The organism is Pseudomonas guineae (genome assembly GCF_900113745.1).
In the GTDB taxonomy this organism is placed as follows: domain Bacteria; phylum Pseudomonadota; class Gammaproteobacteria; order Pseudomonadales; family Pseudomonadaceae; genus Aquipseudomonas; species Aquipseudomonas guineae.
Genome location: NZ_FOQL01000002.1, coordinates 561256 through 579936, shown reverse-complemented (window position 1 = coordinate 579936; position 18681 = coordinate 561256). Strand labels below are relative to the sequence as shown.

Annotated in this window: 14 protein-coding genes; 8 read left to right on the top strand and 6 right to left on the bottom strand. The window is 58.0% G+C overall.

The window, feature by feature from the left end; all coding sequences use genetic code 11:
- The 8 genes from dctM to argR all read left to right on the top strand — a co-directional run.
- Positions 1 to 1129: C4-dicarboxylate TRAP transporter large permease protein DctM (gene dctM, locus BMZ32_RS11430; RefSeq protein ID WP_090242089.1), on the top strand; the 1129-nt coding region annotated here is incomplete at its 5' end.
- A gap of 112 nt (positions 1130 to 1241) precedes the next feature.
- The gene (acs, locus tag BMZ32_RS11425) at positions 1242 to 3197 is read left to right on the top strand and encodes an acetate--CoA ligase (RefSeq protein WP_090242088.1); all 1956 of its coding nucleotides are present in this window, start codon (positions 1242 to 1244) and stop codon (positions 3195 to 3197) included.
- Between the two features lie 568 nt (positions 3198 to 3765).
- A complete protein-coding gene (locus BMZ32_RS11420) occupies positions 3766 to 4545 on the top strand; it encodes an ABC transporter substrate-binding protein (protein ID WP_090242087.1) in 780 nt (259 codons plus the stop codon).
- A gap of 119 nt (positions 4546 to 4664) precedes the next feature.
- Positions 4665 to 5354: an ABC transporter permease gene (locus tag BMZ32_RS11415; protein ID WP_090242086.1), complete on the top strand. Its 690-nt coding sequence runs from the start codon at positions 4665 to 4667 to the stop codon at positions 5352 to 5354.
- Positions 5355 to 5369: 15 nt separating this feature from the next.
- Positions 5370 to 6068: an ABC transporter permease gene (locus BMZ32_RS11410; RefSeq protein ID WP_090242085.1), complete on the top strand. Its 699-nt coding sequence runs from the start codon at positions 5370 to 5372 to the stop codon at positions 6066 to 6068.
- Positions 6069 to 6078: 10 nt separating this feature from the next.
- A complete protein-coding gene (locus tag BMZ32_RS11405) occupies positions 6079 to 7191 on the top strand; it encodes a succinylglutamate desuccinylase/aspartoacylase family protein (RefSeq protein WP_090242084.1) in 1113 nt (370 codons plus the stop codon).
- Between the two features lie 18 nt (positions 7192 to 7209).
- On the top strand, positions 7210 to 7974 hold the full coding sequence (locus BMZ32_RS11400) for an ABC transporter ATP-binding protein (protein ID WP_090242083.1): 765 nt from the start codon (positions 7210 to 7212) through the stop codon (positions 7972 to 7974).
- A gap of 66 nt (positions 7975 to 8040) precedes the next feature.
- Positions 8041 to 9021, top strand: coding sequence for a transcriptional regulator ArgR (gene argR / locus BMZ32_RS11395; RefSeq protein ID WP_090242082.1), 981 nt, complete (start codon positions 8041 to 8043; stop codon positions 9019 to 9021).
- A 60-nt stretch (positions 9022 to 9081) separates the two neighbouring features.
- Here argR and BMZ32_RS11390 read toward each other — a convergent pair whose 3' ends face one another.
- The 6 genes from BMZ32_RS11390 to BMZ32_RS11365 form a co-directional block, all read right to left on the bottom strand.
- Positions 9082 to 9921, bottom strand: coding sequence for an ion transporter (locus BMZ32_RS11390; RefSeq protein ID WP_090242081.1), 840 nt, complete (start codon positions 9919 to 9921; stop codon positions 9082 to 9084).
- A 530-nt stretch (positions 9922 to 10451) separates the two neighbouring features.
- Complete coding sequence (gene betA, locus BMZ32_RS11385) at positions 10452 to 12137, bottom strand: choline dehydrogenase (RefSeq protein ID WP_090242080.1); 1686 nt, start codon at positions 12135 to 12137, stop codon at positions 10452 to 10454.
- A 17-nt stretch (positions 12138 to 12154) separates the two neighbouring features.
- Positions 12155 to 14233 (bottom strand): choline BCCT transporter BetT, encoded by a 2079-nt coding sequence (gene betT / locus BMZ32_RS11380; protein WP_090242079.1) that lies wholly within the window; start codon positions 14231 to 14233, stop codon positions 12155 to 12157.
- 343 nt (positions 14234 to 14576) lie between these two features.
- Complete coding sequence (locus tag BMZ32_RS11375) at positions 14577 to 15530, bottom strand: urea transporter (protein ID WP_090242078.1); 954 nt, start codon at positions 15528 to 15530, stop codon at positions 14577 to 14579.
- Positions 15531 to 15716: 186 nt separating this feature from the next.
- Positions 15717 to 17132, bottom strand: a complete 1416-nt coding sequence (gene pyk, locus BMZ32_RS11370; RefSeq protein ID WP_090242077.1) for a pyruvate kinase — start codon at positions 17130 to 17132, stop codon at positions 15717 to 15719.
- Entirely contained in the window at positions 17129 to 18403 is a 1275-nt protein-coding gene (locus BMZ32_RS11365; protein WP_090242076.1) for a glycerate kinase type-2 family protein, read from the bottom strand. Before BMZ32_RS11365 ends, pyk begins: the two co-directional genes overlap by 4 nt.
- Positions 18404 to 18681 lie beyond the last annotated feature (278 nt).

Sequence of the window (18681 nt, the reverse complement as noted above, 5' to 3'; positions counted from 1 at the left end):
CTACACCCTGCTGGCGATTCCGTTCTTCCTGCTGTCCGGTGCGTTTATGACCACCGGCGGTGTGGCCCAGCGCCTGATCGATTTCGCCAACGCCTGCGTCGGTCATATCCGCGGCGGCTTGGCGATTTCTGCGGTGATGGCCTGCATGCTGTTTGCAGCGCTGTCAGGTTCGTCGCCCGCTACGGTGGCGGCGGTGGGTTCGATTGCCATCGCCGGCATGGTGCGCTCCGGTTATCCGCAGGCCTTTGGCGCGGGCATCGTCTGTAACGCCGGTACGCTGGGCATTCTGATTCCACCCTCGATTGTGATGGTGGTGTATGCCGCGGCAACCGAGCAGTCGGTGGGTAAGCTGTTTATGGCCGGCGTCATCCCGGGCTTACTGCTGGGCGTGGCGCTGATGGTGGCGATTTATATCGTCGCGCGGAAGATGGACCTGCCGGCTATGCCGCGCGCCAGCCTACGTCAGTTGCTGACTACGGCGCGAAAAGCCGTCTGGGGCTTGCTGTTGATGGTGATCATCCTCGGCGGCATCTATTCCGGCATGTTCACACCGACCGAAGCCGCTGCGGTAGCGGCAGTGTATGCCGGCTTCGTCGCGCTGTTTGTGTACAAAGACATGACGATTCGCGAGTGCCCCAAGGTGTTGCTGGACTCCGGCAAGCTGACCATCATGCTGATGTTCATCATCGCCAACGCTATGTTGTTTGCTCACGTACTGACCACTGAGCAGATCCCCCAGACCATTACCGCCTGGGTGATCGAGATGGGCCTGCAGCCTTGGCAGTTCCTGCTGGTGGTGAACGTCGTGCTGCTAGTGGCAGGGGCCTTTATGGAACCGTCGGCGATCATCCTGATTCTCGCGCCGATCCTCTTCCCGATTGCAGTACAGCTGGGTATCGACCCGATTCACCTGGGCATCATCATGGTGGTGAACATGGAGATAGGTCTGATTACGCCACCCGTGGGGCTGAATTTGTTTGTCACCTCGGCGGTGACTGGCATGCCGCTAACGGCGGTGATCAAGGCCGCCTGGCCGTGGCTGATGCTGTTGCTCGGTTTCCTGATGATCATCACCTATGTGCCTGCTGTTTCCATGGCGCTGCCCAACTGGCTGGGCATGAACGGATAAATGCTTGAGACCATGGTCTTAGAGCGCTAAGACCATGGTCGAATGGCCTTGAACCAGGGTGCTGGCTACAAAATGGGGTATAGAACAACAACTACCCACTGAGGAGTTTCTGATGACTGCTGCGTCCTTGTATCCCGTGTCCCCTGAGGCGGCGGCCCAGTCGCTGACCGACGAGGCGACTTATAAAGCCATGTACCAGCAGTCGGTGATCAATCCCGATGGTTTCTGGCGTGAGCAGGCTCAGCGCCTGGACTGGATCAAGCCGTTTACTCAAGTCAAGCAAACCTCCTTCGATGATCACCGTGTCGACATCAAGTGGTTTGCCGACGGCACCTTGAACGTTTCCTACAACTGCTTGGACCGTCACTTGGCCGAGCGCGGTGATCAAGTGGCGATTATTTGGGAAGGCGATGACCCTTCTGAAAGCCGCAATATTACCTATCGCGAGTTGCACGAAGAAGTCTGCAAGCTGGCAAACGCGCTGCGCGGCCAAGATGTGCACCGCGGCGACGTGGTGACCATCTACATGCCAATGATCCCCGAAGCCGTGGTCGCCATGCTGGCCTGTACCCGCATCGGTGCGATTCACTCGGTGGTGTTCGGCGGTTTCTCTCCAGACGCTCTGGCTGGGCGCATTATCGATTGCCAGTCCAAGGTGGTGATCACCGCTGACGAAGGTCTGCGTGGCGGTAAGAAGGTTGCCCTCAAGGCCAACGTTGACGATGCCCTGACCAACCCGGAGACGCGCAGCATCCAGAAGGTCATTGTGGTCAAACGCACGGGCTCCGAGATCAAGTGGAACCCGCACCGCGATATCTGGTACGAGGACCTGATGAAGGTGGCTGGCAGCGTCTGTGCGCCTAAAGAAATGGGTGCCGAGGAGGCGTTGTTCATCCTCTACACCTCTGGCTCGACCGGCAAGCCCAAGGGCGTGCTGCACACCACTGGCGGCTACCTGCTGTATGCCGCACTGACCCATGAGCGGGTATTTGATTACAAGCCAGGCGATATTTACTGGTGCACCGCCGACGTTGGCTGGGTCACTGGGCACAGCTACATCGTCTACGGGCCGCTGGCCAATGGCGCGACCACGCTGATGTTTGAGGGTATTCCTAACTATCCCGATGTGACCCGTGTGTCGAAGATCATCGACAAGCACAAGGTAAACATCCTCTACACCGCGCCGACCGCAATTCGCGCCATGATGGCTCAAGGCGATGCTGCCGTGGCCGGGGCTGATGGTTCTAGCCTGCGTTTGCTTGGCTCGGTTGGCGAGCCGATTAACCCAGAGGCTTGGAACTGGTACTACGAGAAGGTAGGTCAATCACGCTGCCCGATCGTCGACACTTGGTGGCAGACCGAAACTGGCGGCTTCATGATCACGCCTTTGCCGGGTGCCACGGCGCTTAAGCCAGGCTCGGCGACTCGCCCATTCTTTGGTGTGGTGCCGGCGTTGGTGGATAACTTGGGCAACATCATTGAGGGGCCGGCGGAAGGTAACTTGGTGATACTCGACTCGTGGCCGGGTCAGTCGCGCACGTTGTATGGCGATCACGACCGCTTCGTCGATACCTATTTTAAAACCTTCAAAGGTATGTACTTCACAGGTGACGGTGCTCGTCGTGACGAAGACGGCTACTGGTGGATCACTGGTCGGGTGGATGACGTGCTCAACGTTTCCGGCCACCGTATGGGTACAGCTGAGGTGGAGAGCGCCATGGTCGCCCACCCTAAAGTCGCCGAAGCCGCGGTGGTGGGTGTGCCGCACGACATCAAGGGGCAGGGCATCTATGTCTACGTGACCTTGAACCAGGGTCAGGAGCCGTCAGAGCAGCTGCGTCAGGAACTAAAAAATTGGGTGCGTAAGGAAATTGGCCCCATCGCTACACCAGACGTCATTCAGTGGGCCCCAGGCTTGCCGAAAACCCGCTCGGGTAAGATCATGCGCCGTATCCTGCGCAAGATCGCCACCGCCGAATACGATGCGCTCGGCGACATCTCCACGCTGGCCGATCCTGGCGTGGTGCAGCACCTCATTGACACTCACCGCGAGATGCAGGCTGCCTAACAGCCGTTATAGCACCTGCAAGCAACGCCCTGTTTCGGCCACAAGCCGGGCAGGGCGTTGTGCTTTCTGGTCGATATTCAGTCCAAATACGCAGTGATCGATTTTCATCTGGGTAGCTGACTGTCACCTTGGCGTAACACTGCGCACTTTTATGAGGTGTGCGGGAACGTTTTGCGCCAAAATAGCGCGGTGCTTTGTCGGGCTGGAAAGCTAAAAGCAGTATCAAGCCTATGAAATAGGGGGCTGATTAAATTCTGGTGCGGTATTTGCTTGATAAATTGGTTTTTCGTCATCATTTCTCCTCATGTTTTTCATGAGCTGTCAATACCCTCGCTATGCCCGCCCGGGTCTTTTGTAATTACTTGTCGCATTGAAGAAATATCGACTTTCGAGCTGTCGCTAGAATGCGGCTCACCCTGCTGAGACCGTCTTAGCGCTGTGCACTGCGCAGCTTAATGCTGACTCACTACAATTAATGCAGCCTGGATCCACCACAATACGCACTGTCAATGTTCACGCTGCTGCTTGATACGCACTTAAAGCCATACCCATTCGAAGGAGTCATAAAATGAAGAAGATTGCACTTCTCGGCGCACTGGCGCTGTCCATGTTGTCGCCGCTGGCCATGGCTGAAGAGTCCAAGCCTCTGCGTATTGGTATTGAGGCGGCTTACCCTCCATTCGCCTTCAAAACGCCAGACGGTGCCATCAGCGGCTTTGACTACGACATCGGCGTTGCTCTGTGCGAAGAGATGAAAGTCGAGTGCAAGTGGATCGAGCAAGAGTTCGACGGCCTGATCCCTGCACTGAAAGTACGCAAGTTCGACGCGGTGCTGTCGTCTATGTCGATCACCGACGACCGCAAAAAGTCGGTGGATTTCACCGGTAAGTATTACGCCACGCCGGCCAAGCTGGCGATGAAAGCCGGTACCGAGCTGAAAGACCCAGCGGTTGATCTAAAAGGCAAGAAAATCGGCGTGCAGCGCTCCTCTGTATATGATCGTTTCGCCACGGATGTGTTTGCCACTGCCGGTGCCGAGATCGTGCGCTACAGCTCGCAAAACGAAATCTTCCTCGATCTGAACTCCGGTCGTCTGGATGCCACCCTGGCTGACTCAGTAAATATCGATGATGGCTTCCTGAAAACTGACGCTGGGAAAGGTTTTGCTTTTGCCGGCCCGGACTTTACCGACGTCAAATACTTCGGCGAAGGTCAAGGTATTGCTGTACGCAAAGGCGACAAGGTCCTGGCTGACAAAATCAGCGCCGCTATTCTGGCTATTCGCGCCAACGGTAAATACAAGGAAGTGCAGGACAAGTACTTCGACTTCAACGTCTACGGCGACTAATTAAGTTCACCCTGTCGTCCTCACTGAAAGTGGCGTAAACCCGCGTTTCCCTGAGGTTTACGCCACTTTTTCGTTGTACTCCCAGGCGCCGACCGGCGTCTGCATGAGGTAAGCAGAGCATGCTCAACGGCTACGGCTCGACCATTCTAGAGGGTGCCTGGCTCACCCTGATTCTGGCGTTAACATCGATGGCCGTGGCCGTCACGTTAGGCTTGCTGGGGGCGGCTTTTCGCCTGTCGCCGATCAAGTGGTTATCGCTGCTGGGTGAAACCTACGCCACGGTGATTCGCGGGATTCCCGACCTGGTGCTGATCCTGCTGATTTTTTATGGCGGTCAGGACATCGTAAACCGCCTCGCGCCGATGCTCGGTTATGACGACTACATCGACATAAATCCCTTTATCGCTGGCGTGTTCACCATGGGCTTTATCTTCGGTGCCTACCTGTCGGAGACCTTTCGTGGCGCCTTTATGGCCATCCCCAAAGGTCAGGCTGAAGCCGGTGCGGCCTATGGCATGAGTGGAATACAGGTGTTCTTTCGCATTCTGGTGCCACAGATGATTCGCTTCGCCATTCCCGGTTTCACCAACAATTGGTTGGTACTGACCAAGGCTACTGCGTTGATTTCGGTGGTGGGTCTGCAGGACATGATGTTCAAAGCAAAAAGCGCCGCCGATGCGACCCGCGAACCATTTACCTTCTACTTGGCGGTCGCCGGTCTGTATCTGGTACTGACCAGCGTGTCGTTGCTGGCTTTGCGCTACCTGGAAAAGCGTTACTCGGTCGGCACTAAAGCCGCTGATCTGTAAGCGGGGAGCGCAGCGATGATTTTTGATTTCAACGTAATCTGGAACAGCCTGCCGTTGTACTTGGGTGGAGTGCTGGTCACCTTAAAAATTCTGCTAATTTCCCTGGCGTTCGGTCTAGCACTGGCGATTCCCCTGGGTTTGATGCGCGTTTCTAAATCGCCATGGGTCAACTTCCCGGCGTGGCTGTACACCTATGTGATTCGCGGTACACCGATGCTGGTGCAGTTGTTTCTCATCTACTACGGCCTGGCTCAGTTCGAGGCTGTGCGTGAGAGCTTTCTTTGGCCGTATTTCTCCAGCGCCACCTTCTGCGCCTGCCTGGCCTTTGCCATTAATACCAGCGCCTACAGCGCCGAGATCCTCGCCGGTAGCCTAAAGGCCACACCGCATGGCGAAATCGAGGCGGCCAAGGCAATGGGCATGTCGCGCAGCAAGCTGTATCGGCGCATCCTCCTGCCTTCGGCGCTGCGCCGTGCACTGCCGCAGTACAGCAATGAAGTAATCATGATGCTGCACACCACCTCGCTGGCCTCGATCGTCACACTGGTCGACATCACCGGCGCTGCGCGGACCGTCAGCTCGCAGTATTACCTGCCGTTCGAGGCGTTTATCACTGCTGGTCTGTTCTACCTGTGCCTGACCTTTATCCTCGTGCGCTTGTTCAAGCAGGCCGAGCGCCGCTGGTTAGCCTACCTCGCTCCGCGCAAGGCCTGAGGACAAGCGTATGCAGCGTATCGATCATCCATTGCCTTGGGGTTGCCCCGGTACGGAACGTCGCCTGAGCGTTTTCCGCTTTGGCAGTGGTCCTTGCAAGGCTTATATCCAGGCCTCGTTGCATGCTGATGAGATGCCCGGAATGCGCGTGGCGGTTGAGCTCAAGCGCCGCTTGCTTGAGTTAGAAGCCCAGGGTCGCTTGACCGGCGTGATCGAACTGGTGCCCGTGGCTAACCCGATTGGCTTGGGGCAGATGTTCCAGGCCGCCCATCAGGGCCGTTTCGAGCTGGGCAGCGGGAAGAACTTTAATCGCGATTTTACTGACCTGGCCGCTGCCATCGCGCCTGCTTTGCAAGGCTGCCTGGGCAGTGATGGCCCGAGCAATGTGCGGCTGATCCGCGCCGCTATGCAGGCCACGCTGGAAGCTTTGCCGCCAGCTGGCTCGGAGCTGCAAGGCCTACAGCGCCTGCTGCTCACCCATGCCTGCGATGCCGATGTGGTGCTCGACTTGCACTGTGATTTTGATGCTGCCGTGCACCTGTACTTGCTGCCACAACAATGGCCGCAGCTGCGCTCACTGGCGGCGCGGTTGCACGCAGCTGCGGCGCTGACCGTTGAGGACTCTGGCGGCAACTCCTTTGATGAAGCCTGCGCCTTGCCCTGGGTGCAGCTTGCGCGACAGTTCCCAAACGCTACTGTGCCGTTGACCTGCCTGGCGGCGACGGTTGAGCTGGGCGGCATGGCCGATACCGGTAAACCTGAGGCCGAAGCCAGCGCCGAAAGCATCCTGGCGTTCTTGGCCGAGCAGGGGCTGATTGCTGGTGACTGGCCATCAATACCTGCCGGAAGCTGCGAAGCCACGCCGTTTGCCGGTGCGCAATACGCCTATGCGCCGCACGCTGGAGTGGTGAGCTTCTTGCAGCCGGTCGGTGCTCAGGTCAAGGTCGGCGACCCCTTATTTGAAGTGATCGATCCGCTGGACGATCGCCACACAACTGTCTGTGCCGTTACAGACGGTGTGCTCTATGCGCGCGAGCGGTTACGTTTCGCCCAGCCCGGTTTGTGGCTGGCGAAAGTGGCCGGTTGCACCCCTATTCGCCAGGGTCGCTTGCTCAGCGACTGATTCAAGAGAGTGGAAACCATGTACAAACTTGAAGTTCAGGATCTGCACAAGCGCTACGGTAGCCATGAAGTTTTAAAGGGCGTGTCGCTGGCTGCCAAGGCCGGTGATGTGATCAGCATCATCGGCTCCAGTGGTTCGGGTAAGAGTACCTTCCTGCGTTGCATCAACCTGCTGGAGCAACCGCACAGCGGCAAGATTCTGCTTAACAATGAAGAGCTCAAGCTGGTGGCCAATAAGGACGGCGGCCTAAAGGCGGCTGACCCTAAGCAGTTGCAGCGCATGCGCTCGCGCCTGTCCATGGTGTTCCAGCATTTCAACCTCTGGTCGCACATGAGCGCTCTGGAAAATGTCATGGAAGCCCCGGTGCACGTGCTCGGCATGAGCAAGAAGGATGCCCTGGAAAAAGCCGAGCACTACCTTAACAAGGTCGGTGTGGCACACCGCAAAGATGCTTACCCCGCGCACATGAGCGGCGGTGAGCAGCAACGTGTGGCCATCGCCCGCGCCCTGGCCATGGAGCCTGAGGTGATGCTGTTTGACGAGCCTACCTCGGCGCTTGACCCAGAGCTGGTCGGCGAGGTGCTCAAGGTGATGCAGGACCTGGCCCAAGAAGGCCGCACCATGGTGGTGGTCACTCACGAAATGGGCTTTGCCCGTGAGGTGTCCAACCAGTTGGTGTTCCTACATAAGGGCGTGGTAGAGGAGCGCGGTTGCCCGCGCGAAGTCTTGGCCAATCCACAATCCGAGCGCTTGCAGCAGTTCCTTTCCGGCAGCCTCAAATAACCTGCGGCAATAACTGCAGCCATTCTAGCTATGCCCATAATCGCCACCAGAGCCTAAACTGCCCTCATGAATGCCCACCGAATTGGCTTCCTGCTTTGGCCCTCTACTAAGCCCTTGACCCTTGCCTTGGCCGAGGAAGCGCTGCGCGTTGCCCAGCGCGTCCACCCCGAGGTGGTCTACGAGTTGGTTTTTCTGCAGGCCGAAGCGCCGCCTGAAGACACCTGGCGGCTGCCGGGAGAGTCTTGGGTGGGCAAGCTGGAGGGCTGTCACAGGCTCTTCTTGCTGGCTGATGAGCCACCCGGACCAATGCCCGCCGCACTCTCTGCCGCGCTTAAACAGGTGGTGCGCGGCGGTTGTGTGATCGGTGCGATTGCGGCTGGGGTATACCCATTGGCGCAATTGGGGTTGCTGGATGGTTACCGCGCTTCGGTGCACTGGCGCTGGCAGGATGATTTCAGTGAGCGCTTTCCCAAGGTAATTGCCACCAGTCATCTGTTTGACTGCGACCGTGATCGCCTCAGCGCCTGTGGCGGCCTGGCGGTGCTCGACCTGTTGCTGGCCTTGTTGGCCCGCGATCACGGCGCCGAGCTGGCCGGCGCGGTGTCGGAAGAGTTAGTCGTGGAGCGCATTCGTGAAGGCGGTGAGCGCCAGCGCATTCCGCTGCAGAACCGTTTGGGCTCCAGCCACCCCAAGCTGACCCAGGCTGTACTGCTGATGGAAGCCAATATCGAAGAGCCGCTGACCACTGACGAAATCGCCCAGCATGTCTGTGTCTCGCGGCGTCAGCTGGAACGTATCTTCAAGCAATACCTCAACCGTGTACCCAGTCAGTATTACCTAGAGCTGCGCTTAAATAAGGCGCGCCAGCTGCTGATGCAAACCAGCAAGTCGATTATTCAGATTGGCTTGTCCTGTGGTTTTTCCTCCGGTCCGCACTTCTCTAGCGCCTACCGGAACTTCTTCGGCGCCACCCCGCGCGAAGATCGTAACCAGCGCCGTAGCAACAGCCCGTTTGAGCTAACGTCGACGCCAATCGAGCGCGGATGAGCTTAAACGCCAAGAAAAAAACCGCAGTTAGCTGCGGTTTTTTGTGCCTGCTTTAAGGTTTTACGGCGTGTCACTCTGCCGTGGGTACAGCGGATTACCGCAGCGGTTGCAGAAGGCCGCGCCGTGCTCGTGGAAGTCCTTGGCGCAGGTTGGGCAGTTGTGTGACAACTGATCGCCACCACCGCGCATGGCATTGGCCAGTTCAGCGGTGAAAATACCGGTGGGTACGGCGATAATTGAATAACCAGTGATCATTACCAACGTCGAAAGGGCCTGACCCAGCGGCGTCTTCGGTACGATATCGCCGAAGCCTACGGTGGTTAAGGTGACCACGGCCCAATAGATGCCGGTGGGGATGCTGGTAAAACCATTAACCGGGCCTTCGACGACGTACATCAGGGTGCCAAACACCGTGACTAGGGTGGCGATGCTGGCGAAGAAGACGATGATTTTTTGCCGGCTGCCGCGCAGTGCAGTCAGGAGAAAATTAGCCTGTTTCAGGTAGGGGCTGAGCTTGAGCACACGGAATACCCGCAGCATGCGAATCACCCGGATGATCAGCAGGTACTGAGCGTCGCCGTAAAACAATGCGAGGATCGCCGGAAGAATCGCCACCAGGTCAATCAGGCCGAAGAAACTGAACACATAGCGCAGCGGTTTCGGCGAGCAGTACAGACGCACCGCGTACTCCATGGCGAACAACGCCGTGAAGGCCCATTCAAATACAGTCAGCGTTTCCCCGTACTGGGTGTGGATGCTGTCGATGCTATCGACCATGACGACCACCAGGCTGGCCAGGATGGCCACCAACAGGTAGCGATCAAAGCGCTGCCCGGCCGGCGTGTCAGTGAAGAAGATAATGCTGTACAGCTGCTGACGCAGGGTCTGCGGCGTATCCATGGTGTTCTGGCGGCTCCGTGGGCAGTGTTCGTCGATAGAGCGAACAAGTTACTAGGCCCGTGAGATGTGTCCTGATGAGGGCTTTACGCTGCTCAGGTGAGCTTTGAACACAATGTTGTGCGACCTAGAGCGTGCATGTTGCTGTGCGTTCACCAACTAGGTCAAGGTGACTAATACTGCTGGCCATTAGTGTATGCACGCACTGTTCGCTTAAGGGGTGGCAACTGGTTGCAATGGGTTAAACCCTTTTTCGTCATGGGTAACCTGCAGCGCTGGTCGACCTTATCGGTGCTGCAGGCATTGGGTATCAGACGCTGATAATTTGCCGACTGCTTAGTAATTGACTAAGTGAGCTTGGCTTTGCCTATAACGCTGGATTTCGAACAATCGAAGGCGCCGCAGGATGAGGTGTTGTTTCAGATGTTGGAATGCAGGTGATGTATGTCTAGCCCTGACGCATCCAAGACAAGCTATTGGCGCAGCGCAGGCAGATAATAATCTGCCGTCCTGGTCCGCAGTGGCAGCGCCTTTCAACTCGTTGCGCGCTGGCGCTGACTGTTCTCCCAGTCTGGGGCGAAAAATACCGGTGAATCTAAGGGCTTAAGCAGCGGCACACCGAGTATGTGATCGGCGGCCTTCTCGCCGATCATGATGGTCGGCGCATTGATATTGCCGTTAGTCACGGCGGGCATGACGGATGAGTCCACCACGCGCAAATTTTCGATACCGTGAACGCGACACTGTGGATCGACTACGGCCAATGGGTCGGTGCCCATACGACATGAGCCACAGGGGTGATAAGCGGTTTCGGCGCTCTCGGCCACCCAATTGTCGATCTCTGCGTCGCTCTGGACTTTGTCTCCAGGCGACACTTCTGGCCCCCGATAAGGATCAAAGGCCTTTTGGGCGAAGATTTCCCGGGTTAGGCGTAAACCATCGCGGTAGGCCTGCTTGTCTTCTTCCTCTTGCAGGTAGTTGAAAAAAATCTCCGGTGCTGCGCTGGGGTCGCTGGATTTCAGGCGTAAACGACCTCTGCTTTTGGGCTTGTTCGCGCCAAGATGTACCTGGAAGCCATGGCCCTTAGTGGCACTGGAGCCATCGTAAGCAATGGCTCCAGCTAGAAAGTGGTACTGCAGGTCAGGGTATTTTAGCCCCGCCCGACTGCGAATATAGCCGTTTGACTCGAATTGATTACTCGCTCCGAGGCCAGACTTGAAGAAGAACCAGCGTGCGCCAATTAGTAGTTGGCCAAAGGGGTTGAGCCAGCCATTGAGTGTGATCTTTTGGGTGCAGGCCTGCTGCACCCAGACCTCTAGATGGTCGTGGAGGTTTTCGCCAACACCGGGAAGGTCGTGCACCACTTCAATACCGTGCTCCCTGAGGTGAGCGGCAGGGCCAATACCGGAGAGCATCAATAATTTTGGCGAGTTGAAAGCGCTGGCGCTAAGGATCACTTCACTGCGGGCTTCAACTCGGTACGTTTTACCCCCTTGGCGATATTCAATGCCGACTGCGCGCTTGCCATCCAGCAGTACGCGGGTGGTCAGCGCGTGCATTTGCAGGTGAAGGTTTGCCCGACCCAATGCAGGCTTAAGGTAGGCGTTGGCGGTTGAACTGCGCACGCCATCACGTACAGACATGTCCATCCGACAAAAGCCTTCCTGGCGATAGCCGTTGTAATCCTCAGTTTTGCCGTAACCGGCCTGTTGGCCTGCCTCGATAAAAGCCCGGTAGAGCGGGTTCTGCATATTATTGCCGTTGCATACGCCAACCTGACCGCCAGTTGAGCGATAGGCATCCTCGCCGTACAGGCAGTCCTCGGCGCGTTTAAAGTAGGGTAAAACATCGGCGTAGCCCCATCCCTCAGCACCTAACTCGACCCATTCCTCGTAGTCCCCGGCGCAGCCACGCACATAGGCCATGCCGTTGATTGACGAAGACCCACCGATCACCTTGCCGCGCGCCTGATGAAGTGTGCGGCCTTTGAGGCCGGGTTCAGGCGCGGTGTGCAGTTGCCAATCGAAACGTGCCATGTTCAGCGGAATGGAGAACGCTGTGGGCATCTGGATAAAGATCGAATTGTCCTTGCCACCGAATTCGAGCACTAATACTTGGTGAGTGCCACTGGCACTCAGACGATTAGCCAATACCGAGCCGGCTGAGCCGGCACCGACTATGACGTAGTCAACGCTCTGATCGAAGTGTTGCGTTGCCATGGTATGGCTCCTGTCTATCAGCGACCGGCAGTATTTGGGTCATCGGGCATCTTGGCCTCGCGACCGGGCATTTCGCGTTGGGTATGCAGGAAGTAAAGGTGCCGCTCGTACTGATCGAGAATGTCGCCGATCACCTGCTCCTTGGTATATCCCGCCAGGTCATAGCCTTGACCACCCTCGCCAATGTGCACTTCCTGACGGTAGTAGTGGGGGCCTGAACTGGCTGCGCGCATGGCGAACGCTGGCATGGCGCAGCGGCGTGGCCAGATTTGATAGGTGAAGTCCTGTTCGCCGCCCAGATCCACATTCAGTTCGAGGTGCTCGTCCTCGCCTAAGACCTCGATAACGTCAACTTTAAGGTCTTTTTCGCTGAGTACATCGCGAATCGAATCCATAGCTGGTTTGCCAACCTCACGTAAAAATGCACGCACTTGTTTGTGACTGGGGAAACTCATCGCACGCGATAGGCGCTGCCTCCAGTTTTGCGTACCCGCTTTATCTTGTAGGGTGCGTCCCGACAGGTAGCCAGCCATGCTGCCGCGGTAGCTGTCCTCCTTGAGGCCCTCCACCTTTAAGGCCTTATAAAGGCCGAGCATCATCAGGAACAAGGTAAAGGCAAAGGGTAGGCCCATAATTACCACGGTACTTTGCAGCGCCCCAAGCCCGCCGGCCATCAATAAGGCCAGAGTCAGTACGCCGATTATTGCGGCCCAAAGGATACGCATCCAGGCCGGCGCATCGCTGTTGGGGTCACGCAATACTGAAGTCAGGTTGGAGAGCACTAACGAGCCAGAGTCTCCTGACGTTACGAAGAACACGATGGCCAAAATGGTCACCACCACCGTGGTCAGCCCAACCCAGGGAAGGCTTTGCAGGAAAAGGTAGATAGACGAGCCCGGATTGTTCATGGCTTGTGTACCGAACTCGGCGACGCCACTGTCGTTCATCACTAGATCGATTGCGCTGTTACCCATGATCGACATCCAAACCATCATGAACGTTAGCGGGAGGATAAGAGTGCCGGCAACGAATTGACGGATAGTGCGACCGCGGGAAATTCGTGCAAGGAACAGCCCGACGAAGGGCCCCCAGGCAATCCACCAAGCCCAGAAGAACACCGTCCAGGCATTCAGCCATTCGGTCGGTTGGTCAAAGGAGTAAGTGTTCAGTGACAGGCTGGCGAAGTTTGCAATGTAGTCGCCAATGTTCATGACCAGTGTGTTGAGCAGAAACACCGTCTTGCCGGTAAACAGCACGAATAGCAGCAAGGCGACGGCTAGGAGCATGTTGAACTCTGAAAGTCGACGAATGCCCTTATCAACCCCGGTAACTGCGGAAATGGCTGAGAAGATCACGATTAGCACGGCCAGCACCGCTTGGGTAACCGTGCCCTCGGGGACGTCGAACATATAGGTCAAGCCGAAATTGAGCTGGATAATGCCGATGCCTAGGCTGGTGGCAATGCCGAAAACGGTACCGAGTACTGCCGCGATATCTACGGTGTGGCCGATGAAGCCATTAATGTGCTTACCGAACACCGGATACAGCGCCGAGCGGATGGTGAGTGGCAGGCCATGCCTATAACTGAAGAACGCCAGTGACATACCGACCAGCGTATAGACGCCCCAACCCGAGACGCCCCAATGCAGGAAAGTCAGCTCCATGGCGTGGCGAGCTGCTTCAACGGTGCCGCCCTGACCAACGGGTGGTGCTAGAAATTGGGTGACGGGCTCTGCGATGCAAAAAAATAGCAGGTCAATGCCGATCCCCGCCGAGAACAGCATCGCTGCCCACGTGACCACGTTGAAGTCAGGCACTGAGTGGGCTGGACCAAGCCTCAGGTTGCCGAAGCGCGACAGGCCAATACAGATGACGAAGATGAGATAGGACAGGATCGCTACGAAGTAGAACCAGCCGAAGGTGTCAGAAATCCAAGCCAGGACGCTGTTAATGACCGCTCCCGCTGACTCGGTGAAGAGCATGGTCCACAAAGCGAATGCCACGATACCGATGGCAGAACCATAAAAGACAATGGGATTGATACGATCTTTTTCTTCGTTATCAGAGGCTGCGGTTAGTTCTGAATCATTTGACATGCCTGTCTCCTAGAACTATCCCGCGCCAGGTTGCCTTCATTCAATCACATGGATCAGTCGCAGTTAGCGCGCTTAGGTAGCGCGTTGGCCAGAAACGGGTAGGTAAATAAACCATAGACATAAATTCGCGATGACGTTGATTGCTGAACACAAAAAATGAATTATTCGGCGTTTCTGCACAATGCACTCTGTGCATCGGCCAAAGTTAAACTGAATCCCGATAGGTGGGTCGGTAACAGGTGATGTTGTACAACTGCTGTCGCAGGCCCTGTGGCGTATCGAGGGTGTTCTGGCTGCGTCTTTTAGTTGTCCCGGCAAAAACACGAACGAGTAACTCTGCTGCCTAGGGACTTTTATCCTGACGATGCAAGCTTTTGCTCTTACGCGGCGGCAGTGGTGTGCAGTCGTCTGCGGCTTTACGCAGTAGTCGTTGGCTGGCGCTCACCAGCCAGCAGGTGAGGATAAAGGGCATGGTCAAGGCGGGCAGCCCCAGTGCGCTGAAGCCAGGTTGCAGCGCCAACGCCAGCACGATGCCCAATGCGGGCAGCCAAACCTGTCGGTTCACCTGGTTTAGGGCTATAGCGGCCAGCGCAGCGTTGTAGCCATACAGGCCGATAAGCGCGCTTTGTTGTCCCAGACCTTGGTTCAGCGCCAGGGCCAAGCCGCCGGCGGAGCCCAAGAGCGCCCAGCAGGCGGCGCGCCGATCAGCCAACAGCAGGCCAAATAATATGCAGGCGCCGGCCAGGGGTTGATCGAGGAAAATCACCTGGCCCAAACCGCGTGCCATCGCCAGCACACTGGCCAGCCAATCGAGCGGCAGTAGCTGGCTCGGTGCCGGCTGTTGCAGCTGCAATTGCAGGGCCGGGGCCAGCCATAGCACCAGCCAGCTTAGGGTCACAAAGGGCAAGGTGAAGGCCGGCAGCCACTGGTGCTGACGCATGCGCCGCATCCAGGGTTCCAGCAACAGGCTGGACAGCCCGGCAATGGCGATGATCAACAGCGGCAGTAATAGCGACCAGGTGAACTGCAGGCTGATCAGCATGCCCAGCAATATGCCGTTGTAGCCATACAGGCCCAGTTCGATATCTGCGCTGGCAAAGCCGCGGCGCTGCGCCGTCAACGTGCTGCTGAAGCCACCGAGCAGTGCGCCGGCCAGTAACTGCGGTGCGCCAACGGCGATGGCCAGCACCACCAGCAGGCCGCACCCGGGGTGAGTTTGCAGGAAAATCTGGCTGAAACCGTTGAGCAAGACGCGCAAGCCTTGCCGGGTGCTGATGGGGAGCGGGAGTGACGACATGCAAACGAACCTGAATAAAATGACAGGGCTCTTTTAAACGCCATGCAGCGACGGCCCAAGCGGTGTCCGCCTGGGGCGCGGGCCATAAAAAAGAAGCACCCACTGCGGGAACAGAGGGTGCCTTAAAACTGGCAAAGCCAGGGGGAGCACTTATGCAGCGGGCCTAGAACCCGCTGCAGTCATGACTCAGTGGAGAATTTCGATACGCAGGCTGTTGGTGCTGCCAGGCTGGCCGAACGGCTCGCCAGCGGTGATCACCACGGTGTCGCCGGTTTTGGCTAAGCCTGTACTACGGGCTGTTTCCAGGGCCGTACGGGTAACGTCTTCAACCTTGCTCAAGCGCGCGTTGACCACCGAATACACGCCCCAGGCCACGCTCAGGCGACGGGCCGTGTTGAGGCTTGGGGTCAGGCTGAGGATCGGCACGGCAGGGCGCTCGCGTGAGGCCCGCAGGCTGGAACTGCCCGACTCGGTGTAATTGACCAGCGCGGCGACCGGCAGAATGGTGCTGATGCGGCGTATCGCGCAGCTGATGGCGTCGGAGGAGGTGGCTTCGGCGACCGGACGGCTAACGTCGAGCTGGGCCTGGAAGTCCGGGCCACTTTCCACCTGGCGAATGATTTTGCTCATCATCTGCACGGCTTCTTGCGGGTAATCACCGGAGGCTGTTTCCGCCGAGAGCATGACCGCATCGGCGCCTTCGGCCACAGCGTTGGCCACGTCGGTGACTTCGGCACGGGTCGGCGCTGGGGAGAAGCGCATGGATTCAAGCATCTGCGTGGCCACTACCACCGGCTTACCGAGCTGGCGGCAGGTGCGGATGATGTCTCTCTGGATGCGCGGTACATTTTCTGCCGGCACTTCCACGCCCAGGTCGCCACGGGCAACCATGATCGCGTCGCACAGTTTGGCAATTTCTTCCAGGTGCACCACGGCCGAGGGCTTCTCGATCTTGGCCATCAGCAAAGCTTTGCCCTGGATCAGCTCGCGCGCTTCGATGATATCTTCTGGGCGCTGCACGAACGACAGTGCGACCCAATCCACACCCAGCTCCAGGCCAAAGGTCAGATCGCGGCGGTCTTTCTCGGTCAGCGGGCTGAGTTGCAGCACAGCTTCCGGTACGTTAACGCCTTTGCGGTCGGACAGTTCGCCACCGGCGATCACCTGGGTGTCGACGGCATCGCTGTGTTTGGCGGTGACTTGCAGGCGCAGGCGGCCATCGTCGAGCAGCAAGCTCATGCCCGGCTGCAGCGCTTCGATGATCTCTGGGTGCGGCAGGTTGACCCGCTCGCTGTTGCCAGGGGTCTTGTCTAGATCCAGGCGCAGGCTTTGCCCGCGTTCGAGCATGACCTTGCCCTCGGCAAATTTGCCGACGCGCAGTTTCGGGCCTTGCAGGTCCATGAGGATGCCGATCGGCGTATTTAGCTGTTTCTCAACTTCACGCACCCAGTTGTAACGCTCAGAGTGATCGGCGTGCTCACCGTGGCTGAAATTTAGGCGGAACAGGTTGGCGCCGTTTTCCATCAGCTGACGGATGTCGTCGATGGTTTTAATGGCAGGGCCAAGGGTAGCGAGGATTTTTACTTTTTTATCGGCGTTCATTGGGCAGAACCTTCGAGAATAAGAATGGCGCGGAAATCATTGACGTTGGTGCACGTCGGCCCGGTGATGATCAGTTGGTCAAGGGCGGCGAAGTAGCCATAGCCGTTGTTGTTGTCCAGCTCATCACTGCTGCTTAAGCCCAGTGCGGCGGCGCGGGCGTGGCTCTCGGGGGTCATGATCGCCCCGGCATTGTCTTCGGAGCCATCGATGCCGTCGGTATCACCGGCCAGGGCATACACACCCGGCAAGCCCTTGAGGCTGTCGGTCAGGCTGAGGAGGAATTCGGCATTGCGCCCACCACGGCCGTTGCCGCGCACGGTCACGGTGGTTTCGCCACCGGAGAGAATCACGCAGGGCGCCTTGATCGGCTGGCCATGCAACACCACCTGTTTGGCGATGCCAGCGTGGACCTTGGCCACCTCGCGCGACTCGCCTTCCAGGTCGCCGAGAATCAGTACCGGCAAGCCAGCGGAGAGCACCACCGCCGCAGCGGCATCCAGCGACTTCTGTGGGCGGGCGATCAGCTGGAAGTGGCTGCGCGCCAGGCATGGGTCGCCGGGTTTAATCGTTTCCGACTCGGCGCTTTGCAACCAGCTGCGCACGTTGGCGGGGATCTCGATGCTATAGCGGGCGAGAATCGCCAGGGCTTCGGCCGAGGTGGTGGGGTCGGCCACGGTCGGGCCGGAGGCGATCACTGTTGCTTCATCACCGGGCACATCAGAAATCGCATAGGTGTAGACGCTGGCCGGCCAACTGGCCTTGGCCAAACGACCGCCCTTGATCGCCGAGAGGTGCTTGCGTACGCAGTTCATCTCACCAATGGTGGCGCCGGATTTCAGCAGCGCCTTGTTGATTGCCTGCTTATCAGCGAGCGAGATGCCCGCCGCGGGCAGGGCGAGCAGGGACGAACCGCCACCGGAGAGCAGGAAGATCACCCGGTCGCTTTCGCTGAGGTTACTCACCAGCTCCAGTACTCGGCGGGCGACACGCTCACCGGCATCATCGGGGACCGGATGCGCAGCCTCGACGACTTCGATTTTCTGGCAATTGGCACCGTGCTCGTAGCGGGTCACCACTAAGCCTGAGACCTCACCGTGCCATTCCTGCTCGATCACTTCGGCCATGGCCGCGGCGGCCTTGCCGGCGCCAATGACGATGACGCGGCCGCTGCGGTCTGCGGGGAGGTAATTTGCCAAAACCTGGCGCGGGTGGGCGGCGTCGATGGCGCTGGCGAACAAGTCGCGTAGCAGGCGTTGCGGATCGATGGACATGGCGATCTCTCTAGGTCTGGACCAACTTCAATTCTAGTGCGCAGGGTCTTCTGGGAAGGCCCTCTGCACTAGAATCGATCCACCCGGCAAACAGGCCGTGACACCGTTTTACCGGGCAGATCGAAAGGGGCGTTCTGAGGCGGCTGACCCCGACTCAGAACGGTAATCGTCCCCACGCTCCAGCGTGGGGCAGCGTTGGATGTACTGCATCATAACGTTTGACGCTGGAGCGTCCTAAGCGCCGCACCCGTGTTGCGTGTCGGTGCGATCAGGTTGAT